Origin of the sequence: Stutzerimonas stutzeri, from assembly GCF_013522825.1 — a bacterium.
GTDB classification, from domain to species: Bacteria; Pseudomonadota; Gammaproteobacteria; order Pseudomonadales; family Pseudomonadaceae; genus Stutzerimonas; species Stutzerimonas stutzeri_AK.
The window spans coordinates 19,987-36,715 of record NZ_JAAMQZ010000043.1 but is presented as its reverse complement, the minus strand read 5'-3'; the positions used below and the strand labels follow the sequence as shown (position 1 = coordinate 36,715).

Annotated in this window: 17 protein-coding genes and 1 pseudogene; 11 read left to right on the top strand and 7 right to left on the bottom strand. The window is 61.3% G+C overall.

Annotation, left to right across the window (positions count from 1 at the left end):
* Together G7020_RS20515 and G7020_RS20510 are read left to right on the top strand one after the other, a co-directional pair.
* A pseudogene (locus G7020_RS20515) lies at positions 1-541 on the top strand (IS30-like element ISPsp7 family transposase); the annotation flags it as partial.
* 415 nt (positions 542-956) lie between these two features.
* Positions 957-1,271 (top strand): EthD family reductase, encoded by a 315-nt coding sequence (locus G7020_RS20510; RefSeq protein ID WP_181086843.1) that lies wholly within the window; start codon positions 957-959, stop codon positions 1,269-1,271.
* A gap of 137 nt (positions 1,272-1,408) precedes the next feature.
* Here G7020_RS20510 and G7020_RS20505 read toward each other — a convergent pair.
* Positions 1,409-2,157 (bottom strand): IS5 family transposase gene (locus G7020_RS20505; protein WP_181086842.1). Its coding sequence is split into 2 segments (ribosomal slippage): positions 1,409-1,935 and positions 1,935-2,157, totalling 750 coding nucleotides; the frame shifts between segments, so codons are not numbered across the junction.
* 373 nt (positions 2,158-2,530) lie between these two features.
* Here G7020_RS20505 and tusD point away from each other — a divergent pair.
* The 6 genes from tusD to G7020_RS20475 all read left to right on the top strand — a co-directional run bounded on the left by tusD (position 2,531) and on the right by G7020_RS20475 (position 5,977).
* Positions 2,531-2,923, top strand: coding sequence for a sulfurtransferase complex subunit TusD (gene tusD, locus G7020_RS20500; protein WP_181086841.1), 393 nt, complete (start codon positions 2,531-2,533; stop codon positions 2,921-2,923).
* Positions 2,923-3,282 (top strand): sulfurtransferase complex subunit TusC, encoded by a 360-nt coding sequence (tusC, locus tag G7020_RS20495; protein WP_181086840.1) that lies wholly within the window; start codon positions 2,923-2,925, stop codon positions 3,280-3,282. The genes tusD and tusC overlap by 1 nt, the downstream gene beginning before the upstream one ends.
* Positions 3,282-3,584, top strand: coding sequence for a sulfurtransferase complex subunit TusB (gene tusB / locus G7020_RS20490; protein ID WP_181086839.1), 303 nt, complete (start codon positions 3,282-3,284; stop codon positions 3,582-3,584). Before tusC ends, tusB begins: the two co-directional genes overlap by 1 nt.
* On the top strand, positions 3,581-3,916 hold the full coding sequence (locus tag G7020_RS20485; RefSeq protein WP_181086838.1) for a TusE/DsrC/DsvC family sulfur relay protein: 336 nt from the start codon (positions 3,581-3,583) through the stop codon (positions 3,914-3,916). Before tusB ends, G7020_RS20485 begins: the two co-directional genes overlap by 4 nt.
* Positions 3,913-4,893 (top strand): glycosyl transferase family protein, encoded by a 981-nt coding sequence (locus tag G7020_RS20480; protein WP_181086837.1) that lies wholly within the window; start codon positions 3,913-3,915, stop codon positions 4,891-4,893. The genes G7020_RS20485 and G7020_RS20480 overlap by 4 nt, the downstream gene beginning before the upstream one ends.
* Positions 4,894-4,978: 85 nt before the next feature.
* Positions 4,979-5,977, top strand: coding sequence for a glutathione S-transferase family protein (locus G7020_RS20475; RefSeq protein WP_181086836.1), 999 nt, complete (start codon positions 4,979-4,981; stop codon positions 5,975-5,977).
* A gap of 166 nt (positions 5,978-6,143) precedes the next feature.
* On the opposite strand, the gene cysG is transcribed toward G7020_RS20475, so the two are convergent.
* The 6 genes from cysG to G7020_RS20445 all read right to left on the bottom strand — a co-directional run bounded on the left by cysG (position 6,144) and on the right by G7020_RS20445 (position 13,855).
* Positions 6,144-7,538, bottom strand: a complete 1,395-nt coding sequence (gene cysG, locus G7020_RS20470) for a siroheme synthase CysG (protein ID WP_181086835.1) — start codon at positions 7,536-7,538, stop codon at positions 6,144-6,146.
* 146 nt (positions 7,539-7,684) lie between these two features.
* On the bottom strand, positions 7,685-8,965 hold the full coding sequence (gene serS / locus G7020_RS20465; protein WP_181086834.1) for a serine--tRNA ligase: 1,281 nt from the start codon (positions 8,963-8,965) through the stop codon (positions 7,685-7,687).
* A 72-nt stretch (positions 8,966-9,037) separates the two neighbouring features.
* A complete protein-coding gene (gene crcB, locus G7020_RS20460; protein WP_181086833.1) occupies positions 9,038-9,412 on the bottom strand; it encodes a fluoride efflux transporter CrcB in 375 nt (124 codons plus the stop codon).
* Positions 9,409-10,734: a replication-associated recombination protein A gene (locus tag G7020_RS20455; RefSeq protein WP_181086832.1), complete on the bottom strand. Its 1,326-nt coding sequence runs from the start codon at positions 10,732-10,734 to the stop codon at positions 9,409-9,411. Before G7020_RS20455 ends, crcB begins: the two co-directional genes overlap by 4 nt.
* A gap of 75 nt (positions 10,735-10,809) precedes the next feature.
* Complete coding sequence (gene lolA, locus G7020_RS20450; protein WP_181086831.1) at positions 10,810-11,436, bottom strand: outer membrane lipoprotein chaperone LolA; 627 nt, start codon at positions 11,434-11,436, stop codon at positions 10,810-10,812.
* 16 nt (positions 11,437-11,452) lie between these two features.
* On the bottom strand, positions 11,453-13,855 hold the full coding sequence (locus tag G7020_RS20445; protein ID WP_181086830.1) for a DNA translocase FtsK: 2,403 nt from the start codon (positions 13,853-13,855) through the stop codon (positions 11,453-11,455).
* 259 nt (positions 13,856-14,114) lie between these two features.
* On the opposite strand from G7020_RS20445, the gene trxB reads away from it, so the two are divergent.
* From trxB to G7020_RS20430, 3 genes are all read left to right on the top strand, one after another.
* Entirely contained in the window at positions 14,115-15,062 is a 948-nt protein-coding gene (trxB, locus tag G7020_RS20440; protein ID WP_181086829.1) for a thioredoxin-disulfide reductase, read from the top strand.
* 112 nt (positions 15,063-15,174) lie between these two features.
* Positions 15,175-15,855, top strand: a complete 681-nt coding sequence (gene aat, locus G7020_RS20435; RefSeq protein ID WP_181086828.1) for a leucyl/phenylalanyl-tRNA--protein transferase — start codon at positions 15,175-15,177, stop codon at positions 15,853-15,855.
* Between the two features lie 52 nt (positions 15,856-15,907).
* The gene (locus G7020_RS20430; protein WP_181086827.1) at positions 15,908-16,615 is read left to right on the top strand and encodes an arginyltransferase; all 708 of its coding nucleotides are present in this window, start codon (positions 15,908-15,910) and stop codon (positions 16,613-16,615) included.
* The last annotated feature ends 114 nt before the right edge of the window (positions 16,616-16,729 follow it).

The following is a 16,729-nucleotide window of genomic DNA, read 5'->3' as shown; positions in this document are numbered from 1 at the left end:
CAGTATTCATGTGCGCCCGCCGGAGATTGAAGACAGGCTGATGCCGGGGCATTGGGAAGGCGACCTCATCAAGGGTAAGGCCAACGCCTCGTCCGTCGGTACGCTGGTGGAACGCACCAGTGGCTACCTGATGTTGGTGAAGATGAACGACGCGACGGCGACTTCGGCGCTGGAAGGCTTCAGCGCCGCGCTCAATAGCATGCCGCTGGAGATGCGCAAGAGCATGACTTACGACCAGGGCCGGGAGATGGCGCGACACGCCGAGATCACCCAAAGAACCGGCGTGGCGATCTACTTCTGCGACCCGCATAGCCCCTGGCAGCGCGGCAGCAACGAAAACATCAACGGCCTGATTCGCCAGTACTTGCCCAAGGGCACAGACCTGTCGGTACATAGCCAGGAGGAGCTGGACGCCATTGCGCTGCAACTGAACATGCGACCGCGCAAGCGCTTCGACTTCAAATGCCCCATCGAGGTGATGGGAGAGGTCATGCAAAATGCCATGGCGATGCGGCATGATGCTCCGGCTTCAATTCAATAACCGTGTTGCACTCAGCTCCTGCAACCGCCAAATGTCAGGTCTGTAAACCGCACAGCTACTGGGCTGCGTTTCCGGAGTGAGGCTTTTTTCATACCTCCCTTAGAAGACTGAGCAGCGGTATTGCTTGGGTTCAGGATGAATTGCTCAGCATCAGCCTGGATGGCAATTTTCATTTTCCAGCACATACCCCAAGTGCTGGTCACAGGTGACAACCTGACTGATGGGGCATGCTCACTGACACGTCGCGCTCATCGGACGACGTAGGGCTCAGCTTGGGTAAATCGCCTCGCCCCTACGCTATCCGACAGAAAGTACCAGTCGCGGTGTACCAAGGTAGCAAACAAGCGCCCTGCGACTCTCATAAGCTGTGGCCATCGGACCGCAATTTGCAGGTCCTATGAAGGAGTAGAAAGGCATGATCAAGGTCAGCGTGATGTATCCCAACACACCCGAGGCACGTTTCGATCAGGACTACTACCGCGACATACATATGCCGCTGGTGCAGGAACGTATGGGCAAAGCCTGTCTTTACTACACAGTAGACAGAGGCATTACGGCGGGGGCGGATGTGCCTGCGCCATATATAGCAATGTGCCATATCTTCTGTGATTCGCTTGAGACGTTTCAGGCAAGCTTCGGTCCTAATGCTGAAGAAATTCTTGCAGATATCCGCAACTACACCGATCTGGAGCCTGTGATGCAGTTTAGTGCTGTGGTCATCGGACACTAGCCGCTCGGAACAAATGGGAAGGCGGTTTTTAACCGTTTCCTTCCATTCCAAATGGTTTATCCGTCTTCTGTATGCTGCCTGGGCATCAGCGCCTTGCTCATTAGAGCGCCGCTTTGGCGCTAGGGTCTGTTGACGTTTCACATGGGTAGCCATAGGAGTCCGCAGGCCATGGCTACCATGCTCTCGTAATTGCGTTTCAGCTTGTCGTATCGGAACGCCACCGCGCGATACTGCTTCAGCCGCGCAAAAGCGTTCTCGACCAGATGCCGATAACGATACAGGCCCCTATCCAGGTCGGCATTGCCCCTGATCGAATTGCGCTTTCTGGGAATCACCGGTCGAGCGCCCAACACCTCGATCAGTTCACGGATGCGCTCACTGTCATAGCCTTTGTCCGCGACAATCACTTCGGCAGACGGCAACTGTGCAATCAGCTCGGGAGCCGCGGTGCAGTCGTTGATGTCGCCTCCGGTGATCTCGAAAGCCACAGGCAAACCATGCGCATCGACAGCTAGATGGATCTTGCTGGTCTGCCCGGCGCGGCTTTTGCCAATCGCTTCAGGCTGACCGCTGGCAGCACCGGCACTGTGCTTATGGGCCTTTACATAAGTGCCGTCGATGAACGCCCACTCAAAGTCAGGCTCCTCGAGCAAGGCGTTGAAAACTTGAGCCACTTGCCGGCCGCCGACCAGGCGTTGAAGCGTTTGTAGACAGAATTCCAGCATCCGAAGGCGCTGGGCAGATCTCGCCAGGGGCAGCCCACGCGCATCCGGTAGAGCATTCCCTCAACCGTCATCCGCAGATCTGGCTTGTGGTAAATCGCTTGCTGAAGCAGAATTTTTTCCAGCTTCGACCAAAGCTCGTCACTGAGCATTAATCGGGGCATTGCAAACCCGCAGGGTTATTGGTGTAGGAACCTCAATTCTGCGGGTTTGCTCTTCTTCCTCAATGCCCCACCGCAAAACGTCAACAGACCCTAGGCCAGAAGCCGCTTCACCCAGCGCGTACTGCCGTATTCATCCTCTCCGACATACCTAGACTTCGATGCGATTGATCAGCCGCGCCATATCGAAAGCCCCTGACCTCATCGAAATCCGGGGCTTTTCGTCGTGCGCTAGGCATGGTGCGTAGCGCTGTAACTGGCGCTGGCGCTCGCCGTGGTGGTGGTGGATCGATGTCTTGGAGGACGGTGGGGGCAACCTCGCCCCTACTCGTTTCTGCAGCTGGCGTATCATGTCGTCCACTGAACAAGGTGCCTCATGAAATTCGCAATCGCCCTTTACGCCCCCGCCCACTCCCCTGCCTCGCGGCGCGCCTTGCGTTTTGCCGAAGCGGTGCTTGCCGGTGGGCACGAGATCGTCCGGCTGTTTCTGTATCAGGATGGCGTGCATAGCGCGTCGGGCAATATTGTGGCCGCGCAGGATGAATTCGATATCGCCGGACAATGGAGCCAGTTCATCCAGGCCCACGGGCTCGACGGCGTGGTATGCATCGCCGCTGGCCTGCGCCGTGGCGTGCTGGATGAACAGGAAGCCAAACGCCATGGGCGACCTGCCGCCAATCTCGCGCCGGGCTGGGCGCTTTCCGGGCTGGGCCAGTTGCACGAAGCGGCGCAACAGGCCGACCGCCTCGTCTGCTTTGGAGGTCACTGATGGCCCGTTCGATGCTCATCATCAGCCGCCAGTCGCCCTGGTCCGGCCCCTCGGCCCGCGAGGCCCTGGATATCGTGCTCGCTGGCGGCGCCTTCGAACTGCCGCTGGGCCTGCTGTTTCTCGATGATGGCGTGTTCCAGCTGGCGCCGATGCAACAGGCGGCATCCATACAGCAGAAGGACCTGACCGCCAATCTGCAGGCGCTGCCGCTGTTCGGAATCGAGTCGCTGTATGCGGCCAGACGCAGCCTCGACGAGCGCGGGCTGGACGAAGCCAGCCTGGGCCTTGCCGTTGAGGTACTGGACGACGGCGCCCTCGGCGCCCTTATCAATCGCTATGACCATGTGATCACGCTCTGATGGCCACCTTGCACCTGCTTTCACACTCCCCTTTCGCCGACAGCCGGCTCTCCAGCTGCCTGCGCCTGTTGTCTGCCGGCGACGGGTTGCTGCTCAGCGGCGACGCCGTCTACGCGCTGCAGCGCGGCACCGCCCAGCGTCAGGCGCTGGAACTGCTGCCGGAGGGCATCGCCCTCTTTGCCCTGGACGAGGACATCGCCGCACGCGGGCTGGAGGATCTGCCCGGCCATCTGCAGCCGGTCGATTACCCGGCTTTCGTCGAACTCTGCTGCCGCTACGCGCGGACCAATGCCTGGCTATGAGCGCACTCGTCGTGAATGGCAGCAAGATTGCCGTCGATCAGGAAGGCTATCTGCTGGACCTGAGTGACTGGAGCGAGCCTGTCGCCCAGGCGCTGGCGCAGGCCGAAGGTCTCGATCTGCAAAGCGAGCACTGGGAAATCCTGCTGTTGCTGCGCGAGTTCCATCAACAATTCCAGCTTTCCCCCGCGACACGCCCGCTGATCAGGTATGTCGCGCTGAAACTCGGCCCCGACAAGGGCAACAGCCTGCACCTGAACCGTCTATTCAAGGGCACACCCGCCAAGCTGGCCGCCAAGCTGGCGGGCCTGCCCAAACCGAGCAACTGTATATGAGTATCGTCACGCCCGCCGAACATCCCTTTGCCGTGTTCGTGCGCATTCTCGGCAAGGGCAAGCGCGGCGCCCGCGACCTGACCCGCGAGGAAGCCCGCGAAGCCATGGGCATGCTGCTCGACGGCAAGGCCGAAGACACCCAGCTCGGGGCCTTCCTGATGCTGCTGCGGCACAAGGAAGAAAGCGCCGAAGAGCTTGCCGGCTTCACCGAAGCCGTGCGCGAGCGACTGCATGCACCGGCAATCGCCGTGGACATCGACTGGCCGACCTATGCCGGCAAGAAGCGCCATCTGCCCTGGTATCTGCTGGCGGCCAAATGCCTGGCGCAGAATGGCGTGCGCATCCTGATGCACGGAGGCGGCGCGCATACGGCGGGCCGCCTGTACAGCGAGCAGCTTCTCGAACTGCTGGATATCCCCCGTTGCGACGACTGGAACGCCGTCGGTGCCGCTCTCGACAGCAACCGTCCGGCATTCATGCCGCTGGGCGCATGGATGCCCGGCCTGCAACGCATGATCGACCAGCGCAACATTCTTGGCCTGCGCTCGCCGATTCACTCGCTGGCGCGCATCCTCAATCCGCTCGGCGCGCGCTGCGGCCTGCAGAGCATTTTCCATCCCGGCTACCAGGCCAATCATCGCGAGGCCAGCCGCCTGCTGGGCGACAGCAGCATCGTCATCAAGGGCGAAGGCGGCGAAATCGAGGTCAACCCGGATGGCGTGGCACACCTGTACGGCACTGAAGCCGGCGCGGCCTGGGATGAAGAATGGCCCGCCCTTTCGCCGCAGCGCCACGTGAAGCCTGCGCAACTCGATCCGCAGCATCTGCTTGCCGTATGGCATGGTGCGGAGGATGCCTATGGCGAACTGGCCGTCGTCGCCACCATGGCGCTGGCGTTGCGCGGCCTGGGGCAGCCCCGCGAGACGGCTTTCGAGCAAGCACGCCACTACTGGGAGCAGCGAAACCCATCAGTCTGATCGATGGGTTTGACCCGGCATTACGTCCCTTTGATCGAACCTTGCCCCCTAGACTGTCTCCAAGATACGAATCGAGGAGGCAATCATGGGACTTCTGGTAGACGGGCAATGGCACGACCGCTGGTATGAAAGCAGCGACAAAGGCGAATTCCAGCGTGAGCAGGCCCAGCGCCGCGGCTGGGTAAGCGCTGACGGCTCGCCTGGTCCGGACGGCCAGCGCGCCGTCAAGGCGGAAGCCGGGCGCTTTCACCTCTATGTTTCGCTCGCCTGTCCCTGGGCGCACCGCACGCTGATCTATCGAAAACTCAAGCAACTCGATTCGCTGATCGACGTATCCGTGGTCAGTTGGCTGATGGCCGAACACGGCTGGACGTTCGACAAGAGCACCGGCTCCAGCGGCGATGCCCTCGACGGGCTGGAGTTTCTGCACCAGCGCTACACTGCCGATGATGCGAGCTACACGGGCCGGGTAACCGTCCCTGTGCTCTGGGACAAGCAGGAACAGCGTATCGTCAACAATGAATCCTCCGAGCTGATCCGCATCTTCAACAGCGCCTTCGACACACTGACCGGCTCGAAGCTGGACCTGTATCCCGAGCCGCTACGCGCCGAGATCGACAGGCTCAACGAGCGGATCTATCCAGCCGTCAACAACGGCGTCTACCGTGCCGGCTTCGCCACCACGCAGCAGGCCTACGAAACCGCCTTCGACGAGGTTTTCAGCGAACTGGACTGGCTGGAACAACGCCTCGGGCAACGGCGCTATCTGGCAGGTGAGTTTCTGACCGAAGCGGACTGGCGACTGTTCACCACCGTCGTACGCTTCGATACGGTTTACCACGGCCATTTCAAATGCAACCTGCGACGTATCGAGGACTACCCGAACCTGTCGAACTGGCTGCGCGAGCTGTATCAGTGGCCGGAAATCGCGCAAACCGTGGATTTCACCCATATCAAGAGCCATTACTACGCGAGCCATCGCCAGATCAACGCCAATGGCATCATTCCCAAGGGTCCGCAGCTGGCGCTGGAGCGCGTCCATGATCGTGAGCGGCTGCCGGGCAAGGGCATCTGGTCGCGCTGAATGCCTAGATCTGGCAGCCTGTATTATCAGGCCCATACCAGACTGTTGAAAAACGTAGGCGAGGCAGGCAAGACAAGGCAAAAACAGGCGAGGACGCGGAGTTTAGTGGTCTAAATGAGCAGTCCGAGCCTGTTTTTAACGCAGTATTGCCAACGCAGGTAGTTTTTCAACAGTCTGGCGCGCTGCCCTCGAACCAGGCCAGCTTGTCCCGCAGCTGCACCACCTCGCCAACGATGATCAGGGTCGGCGCCTGCACCTGCTGGTTCGCAATGCGTTCGGGCAGATCAGCCAGCGTGCCGGTAAACACCCGCTGGTTGCTGGTGGTGCCCTGCTGAATCAGGGCGACAGGAGTACCGGCGGCGCGGCCATGATCGATCAGCTGCTGGCAGATCAGCGGCAAGCCCACCAGCCCCATGTAGAACACCAGCGTCTGGCTTGAGGCCACCAGCTCCGACCAGGGCAGATCGCAACTGCCATCCTTCAGGTGCCCGGTGACGAAACGCACCGATTGCGCATGGTCGCGATGGGTCAAGGGAATGCCGGCATAGGCGGCACAGCCACTGGCGGCGGTAATGCCCGGCACCACCTGGAAGGGAATGCCATGGGTGGCCAGCTCTTCAATTTCCTCGCCGCCACGACCGAAGATGAACGGGTCTCCGCCCTTGAGGCGCAGCACCCGCTTGCCCTCTTGGGCCAGAGAGACCAACCGCTGGTTGATCTGCTCCTGGGGCAGAGCATGCTCGGCGCGCTGCTTGCCCACGTAGATGCGATCCGCATCGCGACGACACAGGTCGAGAATGGCCGGTGCCACCAAACGGTCGTAGAGCACCACATCGGCCTGCTGCATCAGGCGCAGGGCACGGAAGGTCAGCAGATCGGGATCACCCGGCCCGGCGCCGACCAGATACACCTCGCCCAACGCCTTGGGTGCCGCACCGGAGAGTTTGTCTGCCAGCAGCCGCTCGGCCTCTTCGACACGTCCAGCCAGCGCCTGTTCGGCGATATTGCCTTGGAAGACTTCCTCCCAGAACACCCGACGCTGCTGGACATCGGAAAATTTCGCTTTGACCTGGGCACGGAATGCCTTGGCCAGCCCGGCCAGTTGACCGTAAGCAGCGGGAATCCAGGTTTCGATCCGTGCGCGAATCAGCCGCGCCAGCACCGGCGCATCGCCACCACTGGATACCGCGATCACCAGCGGCGAACGATCGACGATGGCCGGGAAGATCACCGTGCACAGCTCTGGCGAATCCACCACGTTGACCGGGATGCCGAGCGCACGGGCATCCTGCGAAACGCGGGCGTTCAGGGGCTCGTCATCGGTGGCGGCGATGGCCAGCACGCAACCGGCCAGGTCGCCGTCGGCATAGCCGCGAAGTACTGTCTGCCCGCCACTCTGCTCCACCAGCTCGGCCAGTTGCGAGCCGATCTCGGGGGCCACCACGCGCAGCAGCGCGCCCGCTTCGGACAGCAGCCGCGCCTTGCGCAGGGCAATATCGCCACCCCCCACGATCAGCACCCGGCGGCCCTTGAGGTTGTGAAACAGGGGAAGGTAATCCATGCGGCTCGATCCTGATTTCAGCAAAAAAAGATAGGGGCATCACAGCCGATCAGCGCCGCCCTGCCCCTGTCGAAAATCAAGGATGGGCCTTTTGCCGCAACGCCGCGATCACGCGACATCCGCTCCCATCACTCTTGCAGCTAGCCTTAACCGATGACTTCGATACCGCCCATATAGGGTTTGAGCACTTCGGGCACGCGAACGCTGCCATCAGCCTGCTGGTAGTTTTCCAGCACCGCGACCAGGGTGCGCCCCACCGCCAGGCCGGAGCCATTGAGGGTATGCACCAGCTCGGGCTTGCCGGTTTCCGGGTTGCGGTAGCGCGCCTGCATGCGGCGCGCCTGGAAGTCGCCGCAGTTGGAGCAGGAAGAAATCTCGCGGTATTTCTCCTGGCTCGGCACCCAGACCTCCAGGTCATAGGTCTTGGTGGCGCTGAAACCCATGTCGCCGGTGCACAGCGCCAGCAGCCGATATGGCAGTTCCAGCAATTGCAGCACCTTCTCGGCGTTGGCCGTCAGGCTTTCCAGCGCTTCGAAGGACTGGCTCGGCTCGACGATCTGCACCATCTCGACCTTGTCGAACTGATGCTGGCGAATCATCCCGCGGGTATCACGGCCGGACGCACCCGCCTCGCTGCGAAAGCATGGCGTGTGGGCAACGAACTTCAGCGGAAGCTGCCTGGCATCGAGAATTTCGCCGGCAACGATATTGGTCAGCGAGACTTCAGCGGTCGGGATCAGGTAAAAATCGGCCTCGCCTTCACGACTGATCTTGAACAGATCTTCTTCGAACTTGGGCAACTGACCAGTACCCTGCAGCGCCGGCGCCTGGACCAGATAAGGCGTGTAGGTCTCCTCGTAGCCATGCTCGCGGGTGTGCAGGTCGATCATGAACTGCGCCAGCGCACGGTGCAGGCGGGCGATCGGCCCGCGCATCAGGGCGAAGCGCGCACCGGACAACTTGGCCGCGGTCTCGAAATCCAGCCAGCCATGCTGCTCGCCAAGGGCGACGTGATCCTGTACGGGGAAATCGAAGTTTTTCGCCGTGCCCCAGCGACGTACTTCGACGTTCTCATCTTCGTCCTTGCCCACAGGCACCGAGTCGTGCGGCAGGTTCGGCAGATTCAGCATCAGCTGGTCCAGCTCGGCCTGGAGGCCCTCGAGCTCCTGTTTGCCGGCGTCCAGCGCGGCAGCCATGCGATCGACATCGGCCAGCAGCGGCGCAATGTCCTCACCGCGCTGCTTGGCCTGACCGATGGATTTGGAGCGGGCATTGCGCTCGGCCTGGAGTTGCTCGGTGCGGGTCTGCACGGTCTTGCGCTGGGCTTCCAGCGCCTCGATACGCGCTACGTCCAGCTGATAACCGCGGGTAGCCAAGCGATCGGCAACGTCTTGCAGCTGTGTGCGTAGCAGTTTCGAATCAAGCATGGTGAGTCTCGTCTGTGAAAGCTTTGAGGAAAGGCGAAGAGGAAGCGGAGTTTACTGCGATAGCGGCCAGCTTCATAACCTGGCGAGCATTAGCCCGGCCCAGGTTGCCAGCAGCCCGCCCAGTACGCTGCTGCCGATGTAACCGAAGGCCGTCGCGACCTGGCCACTTTCCAGCAGCCGCAGGGCGTCCAGGGAAAAGCTGGAAAAGGTCGTCAGCGCGCCAAGAAAACCGATGATCAGCGCCGCACGCAATTCCGGAGAGATTTCCGGGCGCGTCAGGAAGGTCGCGTACAGGTAGCCGATCAGCAGGCAACCGAGCAGGTTCACCGCCAGCGTGGCCAGGTAGAAATGCCGAGGCCATTGTGTGCTGACCCAGGTGGCGACGGCGAAGCGCAGCAAGGTGCCGACTACCCCGCCACAGATTACAGCGAGCAGCATGCGGATCACGGTTTTCTCCGCTGCTTCGGGCTTTCACGGTCCAGGCGCGCCAGGTGTTCGAGCTTGTCGCGGATCTTGCCTTCCAGCCCGCGCGGCACCGGGTGGTAGTACTGGCGCGGCTCCAGGGCCTCGGGGAAGTAATCCTCGCCGGCGGCGTAGGCATCGGGCTCGTCATGGGCGTAACGGTACTGCTGGCCGTAGCCCAGCTCCTTCATCAGCTTGGTAGGCGCGTTGCGCAGATGCAGCGGCACTTCATGGGAGCCATTCTCCGCCACATCGCGCATGGCTGCCTTGAAAGCGGTATAGACCGCATTGCTTTTCGGCGCACAGGCCAGGTAGACAATGGCCTGGGCAACGGCCAGCTCACCCTCGGGACTGCCCAGACGCTCCTGAACATCCCACGCATTGAGACAGAGCGTCAGCGCGCGCGGATCGGCATTGCCAACCTCCTCGCTGGCCATGCGCACCACACGCCGGGCGATATAAAGCGGATCGCAGCCGCCATCGAGCATCCGTGCGAACCAGTAGAGCGAGGCATCGGGGTTGGAGCCGCGAACGGATTTGTGCAGGGCGGATATCTGGTCGTAGAAGACTTCACCGCCCTTGTCGAAACGCCGACGACCGTCGCCGAGCAGGTCATGCAGCAGCTCGACGCCGATCTCGCCGCCCTCCTCGGCCAGGTCCGCCGCATTTTCCAGCAGGTTCAGCAGGCGCCGGCCATCGCCATCGGCGGCGACCAGGAGCATCTGGAAGCTTTCTTCGGGCAGTGTGAGATGCAGGTCCCCCAGCCCCCGAGGCTCGTTCAGCGCACGGGCGACCAGTTTGCGCAGGGCCGTCTCGTCGAGGCTTTTCAGCACATAGACGCGCGCCCGCGAGAGCAGCGCGTTGTTGAGTTCGAACGAAGGATTTTCGGTGGTCGCGCCGATAAAGATCAGTGTGCCGTCTTCGACATAAGGAAGGAAGGCATCCTGCTGGGACTTGTTGAAGCGGTGCACTTCGTCGACGAACAGAATGGTGCGCCGACCGTACTGGGCCGCCTGCTGTTTGGCGACTTCCACGGCCTGGCGGATTTCCTTGACCCCGGCCAGCACCGCCGAAACCGTCTCGAAATGGGCATCGGACACCTTCGCCAGCAGCCGTGCCAGGGTCGTTTTGCCCACGCCTGGCGGCCCCCAGAAGACCATCGAGTGCAGCGCGCCCTGCTCCAGCGCCTCACGCAGCGGCTTGCCACGCGCCAGCAGATGCTCCTGTCCGACATACTCGTCCAGGCTGGCGGCACGCAGACGGGCGGCTAGCGGTTGAGCGACGGGATCGCGACTGAACAGGTCCATCGTGGCTGCAAAACCCTCATGCAAACGGCCTGCGGAAAAGCAGGCCGTATCGGTTGACTGAACTGCAGAGCGGCATCATTCGGAAATGACGTCGGTCCCTTCGGGAATCTCGAAACTGAACAGCCCGGCGGCCAGCGGGGCGTTCACCCGGACGCCGTGAAACAGGATATTGGTACGCTGCCCGACGCCATCGATCATCTGCATGTCATTGATCACGCCGCTGCGAAAGGACAGGCGCAGGTTGTCGAACAGGGTGTCCCTGGCCTTGGGCCTGAGGGTGAAATCGATCACCTCGCCTGCCTCCTTGTGGGACACCTCGAAGTTCTCGCTGATGGTCGAGACATCGCCGGAAAGCAGCAGCGCCGGCGTATGGGTCAGTCGCTGATCCAGGGTCTGGATGGTCACCTGTTCAAGGTCCGGGTCGTACAGCCAGACCTTGTTGCCGTCGGATACCAGCAATTGCTCCATTGGCTCATCGGTGTGCCAACGGAACTGCCCCGGACGCTTCAGGGCCAGTTCGCCAGAGGTTTCCTGCAGCTGGGTGCCGGAGCCATCGAGCGACAGCTGGGAGAAGCGCCCGGTCAGGGTTTCGGCCTTCTGCAGCAACCCGGTCAGGCGCTGCACGGAGGCGGTCTGGTCGGCCTGGACCGGCACCAGCGTGAACAGCAGAGCGGACGCGAACAGCAAGCGAATCAATTGCATAATCCCTCGGTGCGACTCAGTCGCGCATGGGCGGCGGCGCAAGCACTTCGCGCGAGCCATTGGTATTCATTGAAGTGACGACACCGGCCATTTCCATGGCTTCGATCATCCGGGCCGCACGGTTGTAGCCGATTTTCAGTTTGCGTTGCACGGAGGAAATCGATGCGCGTCGGGTTTCGGTGACGAAGCGTACGGCCTCGTCGTACAGCGGATCTTCCTCACTGCCTTCACCGCCGCCCTCACCACCACCGCCGTCGAAGCCGCTGCCGGACTCCTCGACACCAACCAGGATTTCCTCGATGTAATCGGGCGCGCCTCGTGCCTTCCAGGCTTCGACCACGCGGTGCACTTCGTCATCGGAAACGAAGGCGCCATGCACACGAATCGGCAGCCCGGTGCCCGGCGGCAGATAGAGCATGTCGCCGTGCCCCAGCAACTGCTCGGCGCCGCCCTGGTCGAGAATGGTACGCGAGTCGATCTTGCTCGACACCTGGAACGCCATGCGGGTCGGGATGTTGGCCTTGATCAGACCGGTGATCACGTCCACCGAAGGCCGCTGAGTGGCCAGGATCAGGTGAATCCCCGCAGCACGAGCCTTCTGCGCGATACGTGCGATCAGCTCTTCGACCTTCTTGCCGACGATCATCATCATGTCCGCGAATTCGTCCACTACCACGACGATGGTCGGCAGTTTCTTCAATAGCGGTGCTTCGTCTTCCATGCTTTCGCGGCGGTACAGCGGGTCGGTCAGCGGCGTACCAGCCTCCTCGGCGTCCTTCACCTTGCGGTTGAAGCCCGCCAGGTTCCGCACGCCCATGGCCGCCATCAGTTTGTAGCGTCGCTCCATCTCGGCGACGCTCCAGCGCAGCGCGTTGGCCGCCTCCTTCATGTCGGTCACGACCGGACACAGCAGGTGCGGGATACCTTCGTAGATGGACAGTTCGAGCATCTTCGGATCGATCATGATCAGTCGCGCGTCTTCCGGTGGCGACTTGAACAGGATCGACAGGATCATCGCGTTGACGCCCACCGACTTGCCCGAGCCGGTGGTGCCCGCCACCAGCAGGTGCGGCATCTTGGCCAGGTCGGCGATTACCGGCTTGCCGCCGATATCGTGGCCCAGGGCGATAGTCACCGGCGACTTGGCATCGTCATAGGGCGCCGACGACAGCACCTCGGAGAAGCGCACGATCTGGCGGTCCTCGTTGGGAATCTCGATACCGACCGTGGTCTTACCGGGAATCACCTCGACCACGCGCACACTGATCACCGCCAGCGAACGCGCCAGGTCCTTGGCCAGGTTGGAGATACGACTGACCTTGACGCCAGCTGCCGGCTGGATTTCAAAACGGGTGATCACCGGGCCGGGATGCACGGATTCGACGATCACCTCGACACCGAATTCCTTGAGCTTGATCTCCAGCAGCCGTGACATGGCCTCCAGCGATTCGGGCGAATACTGCTTCTGTTGTTTCTCGGCGGCATCCAACAGGGAAATCGGCGGCAGGCTGCCTTCAATCAGAGGATCGACGAACAGATTGGTTTGTTTTTCCTTCAGCACGCGCTTGCTCTGTTCCGCCGCCTTGGGCGGCGCAGGCGGCGTGATCACGGGTGCCACGCGCTTTTCGCGCTCGCTCATGTGCTTGCTCAGCGAGCCTTCACGTTCCAGCAGGCGCTCCTTTACTTTCGCCCGCTCACGGCGATCAGGCAGCGAACCCGCCACTTCGTTGACCACCTCATCGGCTTCTCGCAGCTGAGCGACCATCTGCCTGCGTTCGATACGGCCCGCCCACCAGCGGCTGAAGAAACTCTGGATCAGTTCGATCAGGTCCAGAGTGATCTTGCCGGTCAGGTCCATCACCTTGAACCAGGACAGGTCGGTGAACACGGTCAGGCCGAAGAGGAAAAGAGCGATACACAGGAGCGTACTGCCCTGAACGCCAAGAGCGCTCTCAGTCCACTGACCGAGGGCGGCGCCGAGCATGCCTCCGCCGGATCGCTGCATGCCCTCCTGCGCTACAAAGTGAATATCCGCCAGCACTGTCCCGGCAGCGATCAGGCACACCAGCCCCGTCAGATGCCAGACGAACAGCCAGCCATTCCATTGCCATTGCTGATTTCTGTTGCGGAAGATTCGCCAGGCACGAATGCCGAGCAACAGCGGAAAGAGATAGGCGAAATAGCCCAGGCTTCCCAGCAGAATGCTGGACAGCCAGGCCCCGATCATGCCACCGGCATTATCAAAGGAATGGACCTGGACACTGTTGTCCCATGCCGGGTCGTTGCTGCTGTAGCTGACCAGCGTCATCAGCAGGAACAGGCACGCGGCAACCGCCGCGATCAGGGCACCCTCTTTGAGACGATAATGCAACTGCTGCCGCCAGTCGGGAGCCGGCGCGGTAGAGGAGGTATTCTTCAAAACGCTTTATTTCCTGCGCCAACGGCGCGCTCTGTGGTCCGTAATCAGCCAGAACCCCGGTATTGTACGGCTTTGTCGACTCAATGGCATGCCGGTTCCATACCGGCTTGGGTTTTTCCCGATGCTTCGGTGTAGCATAAACGCCAGTTTTCGCAGCGTGACTCGACCAGCAGGCCACTTTCAGCGCGGCATTGCCAGTTTCAATGGTCTGTCAAACCACGTTTATCCTATTGATATCAAAGGCTTATGAGGGCTCTTTATGAGTGAAGTCAAGCATTCACGTCTGATCATCCTCGGCTCGGGCCCGGCCGGTTATACCGCTGCGGTATATGCCGCTCGCGCCAACCTGAAACCGCTGATGATCACCGGCATCCAGCCCGGCGGCCAGCTGACCACCACCACCGAAGTGGACAACTGGCCCGGCGACGTCGAGGGTCTCACAGGCCCGGCACTGATGGAGCGCATGCAGCGGCACGCCGAGCGTTTCGACACCGAGGTGGTGTTCGACCATATCCATACCGCCGAACTGCAGCAACGTCCTTTCATCCTCAAGGGCGATAGTGCCACCTACAGTTGTGATGCACTGATCATTGCCACTGGCGCCTCGGCGCAATACCTCGGCCTGCCTTCCGAAGATGCATTCGCCGGACGCGGCGTCTCGGCCTGTGCCACCTGCGATGGCTTCTTCTATCGCAACCAGGTGGTCGCAGTGATCGGCGGCGGCAACACCGCAGTCGAAGAAGCGCTGTACCTCTCCAATATCGCCAGGGAAGTCCACCTGGTTCACCGCCGCGACAAGCTACGCTCGGAGAAGATCCTGCAGGACAAGATCATGGATAAAGCGACCAACGGCAATATCCACTTGCACTGGAACCATACGCTGGAAGAAGTCCTTGGCGACGCCAGCGGCGTGACCGGGGTGCGTCTGAAAAGCACCCTGTCCGGCGAAGAGCAGAAGCTCGACCTGGCCGGCGTTTTCATCGCCATCGGTCATAAACCCAACACCGATCTGTTCCAGGGCCAGCTGGAGATGAAGGACGGCTACCTGAAGGTCAAGGGCGGTAGCAAGGGCGATGCCACCTGCACCAGCATCCCCGGCGTGTTCGCCGCTGGCGATGTGGCCGATCACGTCTATCGCCAGGCCATCACCTCGGCAGGCGCCGGCTGCATGGCCGCGCTGGATGCCGAGAAGTACCTCGACCAGTAACAGGCCGTTGAAAACTACCTCCCTTGTCTTGCCTGTCTCGACTACGTTTTTCAAAGTCTGATATGTCCCTTTCGGCGGTTGCCTGCAACCGCCGCCTTTCCGGCCTATCGATATGCTGACCTGGCTGCAGCGCGACAATCTCTCGTTTCCCTCTCTGGACAAGGCCATGCGCGAGCCGAACGGCCTGCTCGCCGCTGGTGGCGACCTGTCGCCCGAACGCCTTCTGGCCGCCTACCGCCACGGCTGCTTCCCCTGGTATCAGGAGGGGCAGCCGCTGCTCTGGTGGTCGCCGGACCCGCGCACGGTGCTCTATCCCGAAGAGCTGCATATCTCACGCAGCCTGCGTAAAACCCTGCGTCAGGGGATCTTCCAGATAACCTTCGACCAGGCATTCAAGGCGGTCATCGAGGGCTGCGCCGCACCGCGCAGCTACGCCAACGGCACCTGGATCACGCCCGCCATGCAGGACGCCTACCTGCAACTGCATCGAATGGGCATCGCCCACTCCGTTGAAGTCTGGCAGGACGGACATCTGGTCGGCGGCCTTTACGGTCTGGCCATGGGGCAGTTGTTTTTCGGCGAATCCATGTTCAGCCGCGTCACCGATGCCTCCAAGGCGGGCTTCGTCACATGGGTGGAACATCTGCGAGAGCGGGACTTCAAATTGATTGATTGCCAGATGCCGACGCAGCATCTGGCCAGTCTCGGCGCCCGGACAATACCCCGAAAAACCTTTGCCGAAGCGCTTGCCAGATATCTCGATGAACCCGACACAACCCGATGGGAGTCCTAGTCGACCAAGCCAGGCTGACCTACACTGACTTCATGATTTGCGAGAGTTGACCATGACTTCACTGGCTCGTCTCAAGTTCTACGCCACCCAGCCGCACGCGTGCAGTTATCTGCCCGAAGAGCAGGCGACCACGCTGTTTCTCGATCCCAGCCAGCCAATGGACGTACAGATCTATGCCGAGCTGTCGGAGATGGGCTTCCGTCGCAGTGGCGATCATCTTTATCGCCCCCATTGCCAACGCTGCAACGCCTGTATTCCGGCACGCATTCCAGCCGAAGGCCTGCAACTCAACCGGCAGCAGAAACGCATTCTCAAACGAAACGCAGACCTGACCGTCACGGATGTACGCCCCGCTTTCACCGAGGAATATTACGGGCTGTATGCAAACTATATCGAACAGCGTCACGCCGATGGCGACATGTATCCGCCGAGCCGTGAACAGTTCCATACCTTTCTGGTGCGCGACCTGCCGTTCTCCCGCTTCTACGAATTCCGCCTCGATGGCCGCCTGCTCGCCCTGGCCGTAACCGACGTGCTGCCTAACGGCCTGTCGGCGGTATACACCTTCTATGACCCCACTGAGGAGCGCCGCAGCCTAGGCCGTTTCGCCATCCTGTGGCAGGCCGGCGAGGTAGCCCGGCTGGGGCTCAAGGGGTTGTATCTGGGTTACTGGATCAAGAATTGCCGCAAGATGAACTACAAGACCGAGTACCGGCCTATCGAGCTGCTGGTCAACCAGCGCTGGATCAGCCTCAACTAGGGTCTTTTTCTATTTTGTACGCGGATGCGCCGAAACGGGAACAGCCCCAACCCCTTGGCTCCCGGAGCCCTTTCAGGCACAATGCTTGCCGCTTTTACCCGCGCATTTTTGCGC

Bases quoted from the DNA above. Each gene is read 5' to 3' on its own strand.
- G7020_RS20510 (WP_181086843.1), top strand. From the start codon at position 957: ATGATCAAGGTCAGCGTGATGTATCCCAACACACCCGAGGCACGTTTC.
- tusD (WP_181086841.1), top strand. From the start codon at position 2,531: ATGAAATTCGCAATCGCCCTTTACGCCCCCGCCCACTCCCCTGCCTCG.
- tusC (WP_181086840.1), top strand. From the start codon at position 2,923: ATGGCCCGTTCGATGCTCATCATCAGCCGCCAGTCGCCCTGGTCCGGC.
- tusB (WP_181086839.1), top strand. From the start codon at position 3,282: ATGGCCACCTTGCACCTGCTTTCACACTCCCCTTTCGCCGACAGCCGG.
- G7020_RS20485 (WP_181086838.1), top strand. From the start codon at position 3,581: ATGAGCGCACTCGTCGTGAATGGCAGCAAGATTGCCGTCGATCAGGAA.
- G7020_RS20480 (WP_181086837.1), top strand. From the start codon at position 3,913: ATGAGTATCGTCACGCCCGCCGAACATCCCTTTGCCGTGTTCGTGCGC.
- G7020_RS20475 (WP_181086836.1), top strand. From the start codon at position 4,979: ATGGGACTTCTGGTAGACGGGCAATGGCACGACCGCTGGTATGAAAGC.
- cysG (WP_181086835.1), bottom strand. From the start codon at position 7,538: ATGGATTACCTTCCCCTGTTTCACAACCTCAAGGGCCGCCGGGTGCTG.
- serS (WP_181086834.1), bottom strand. From the start codon at position 8,965: ATGCTTGATTCGAAACTGCTACGCACACAGCTGCAAGACGTTGCCGAT.
- G7020_RS20455 (WP_181086832.1), bottom strand. From the start codon at position 10,734: ATGGACCTGTTCAGTCGCGATCCCGTCGCTCAACCGCTAGCCGCCCGT.
- lolA (WP_181086831.1), bottom strand. From the start codon at position 11,436: ATGCAATTGATTCGCTTGCTGTTCGCGTCCGCTCTGCTGTTCACGCTG.
- trxB (WP_181086829.1), top strand. From the start codon at position 14,115: ATGAGTGAAGTCAAGCATTCACGTCTGATCATCCTCGGCTCGGGCCCG.
- aat (WP_181086828.1), top strand. From the start codon at position 15,175: ATGCTGACCTGGCTGCAGCGCGACAATCTCTCGTTTCCCTCTCTGGAC.
- G7020_RS20430 (WP_181086827.1), top strand. From the start codon at position 15,908: ATGACTTCACTGGCTCGTCTCAAGTTCTACGCCACCCAGCCGCACGCG.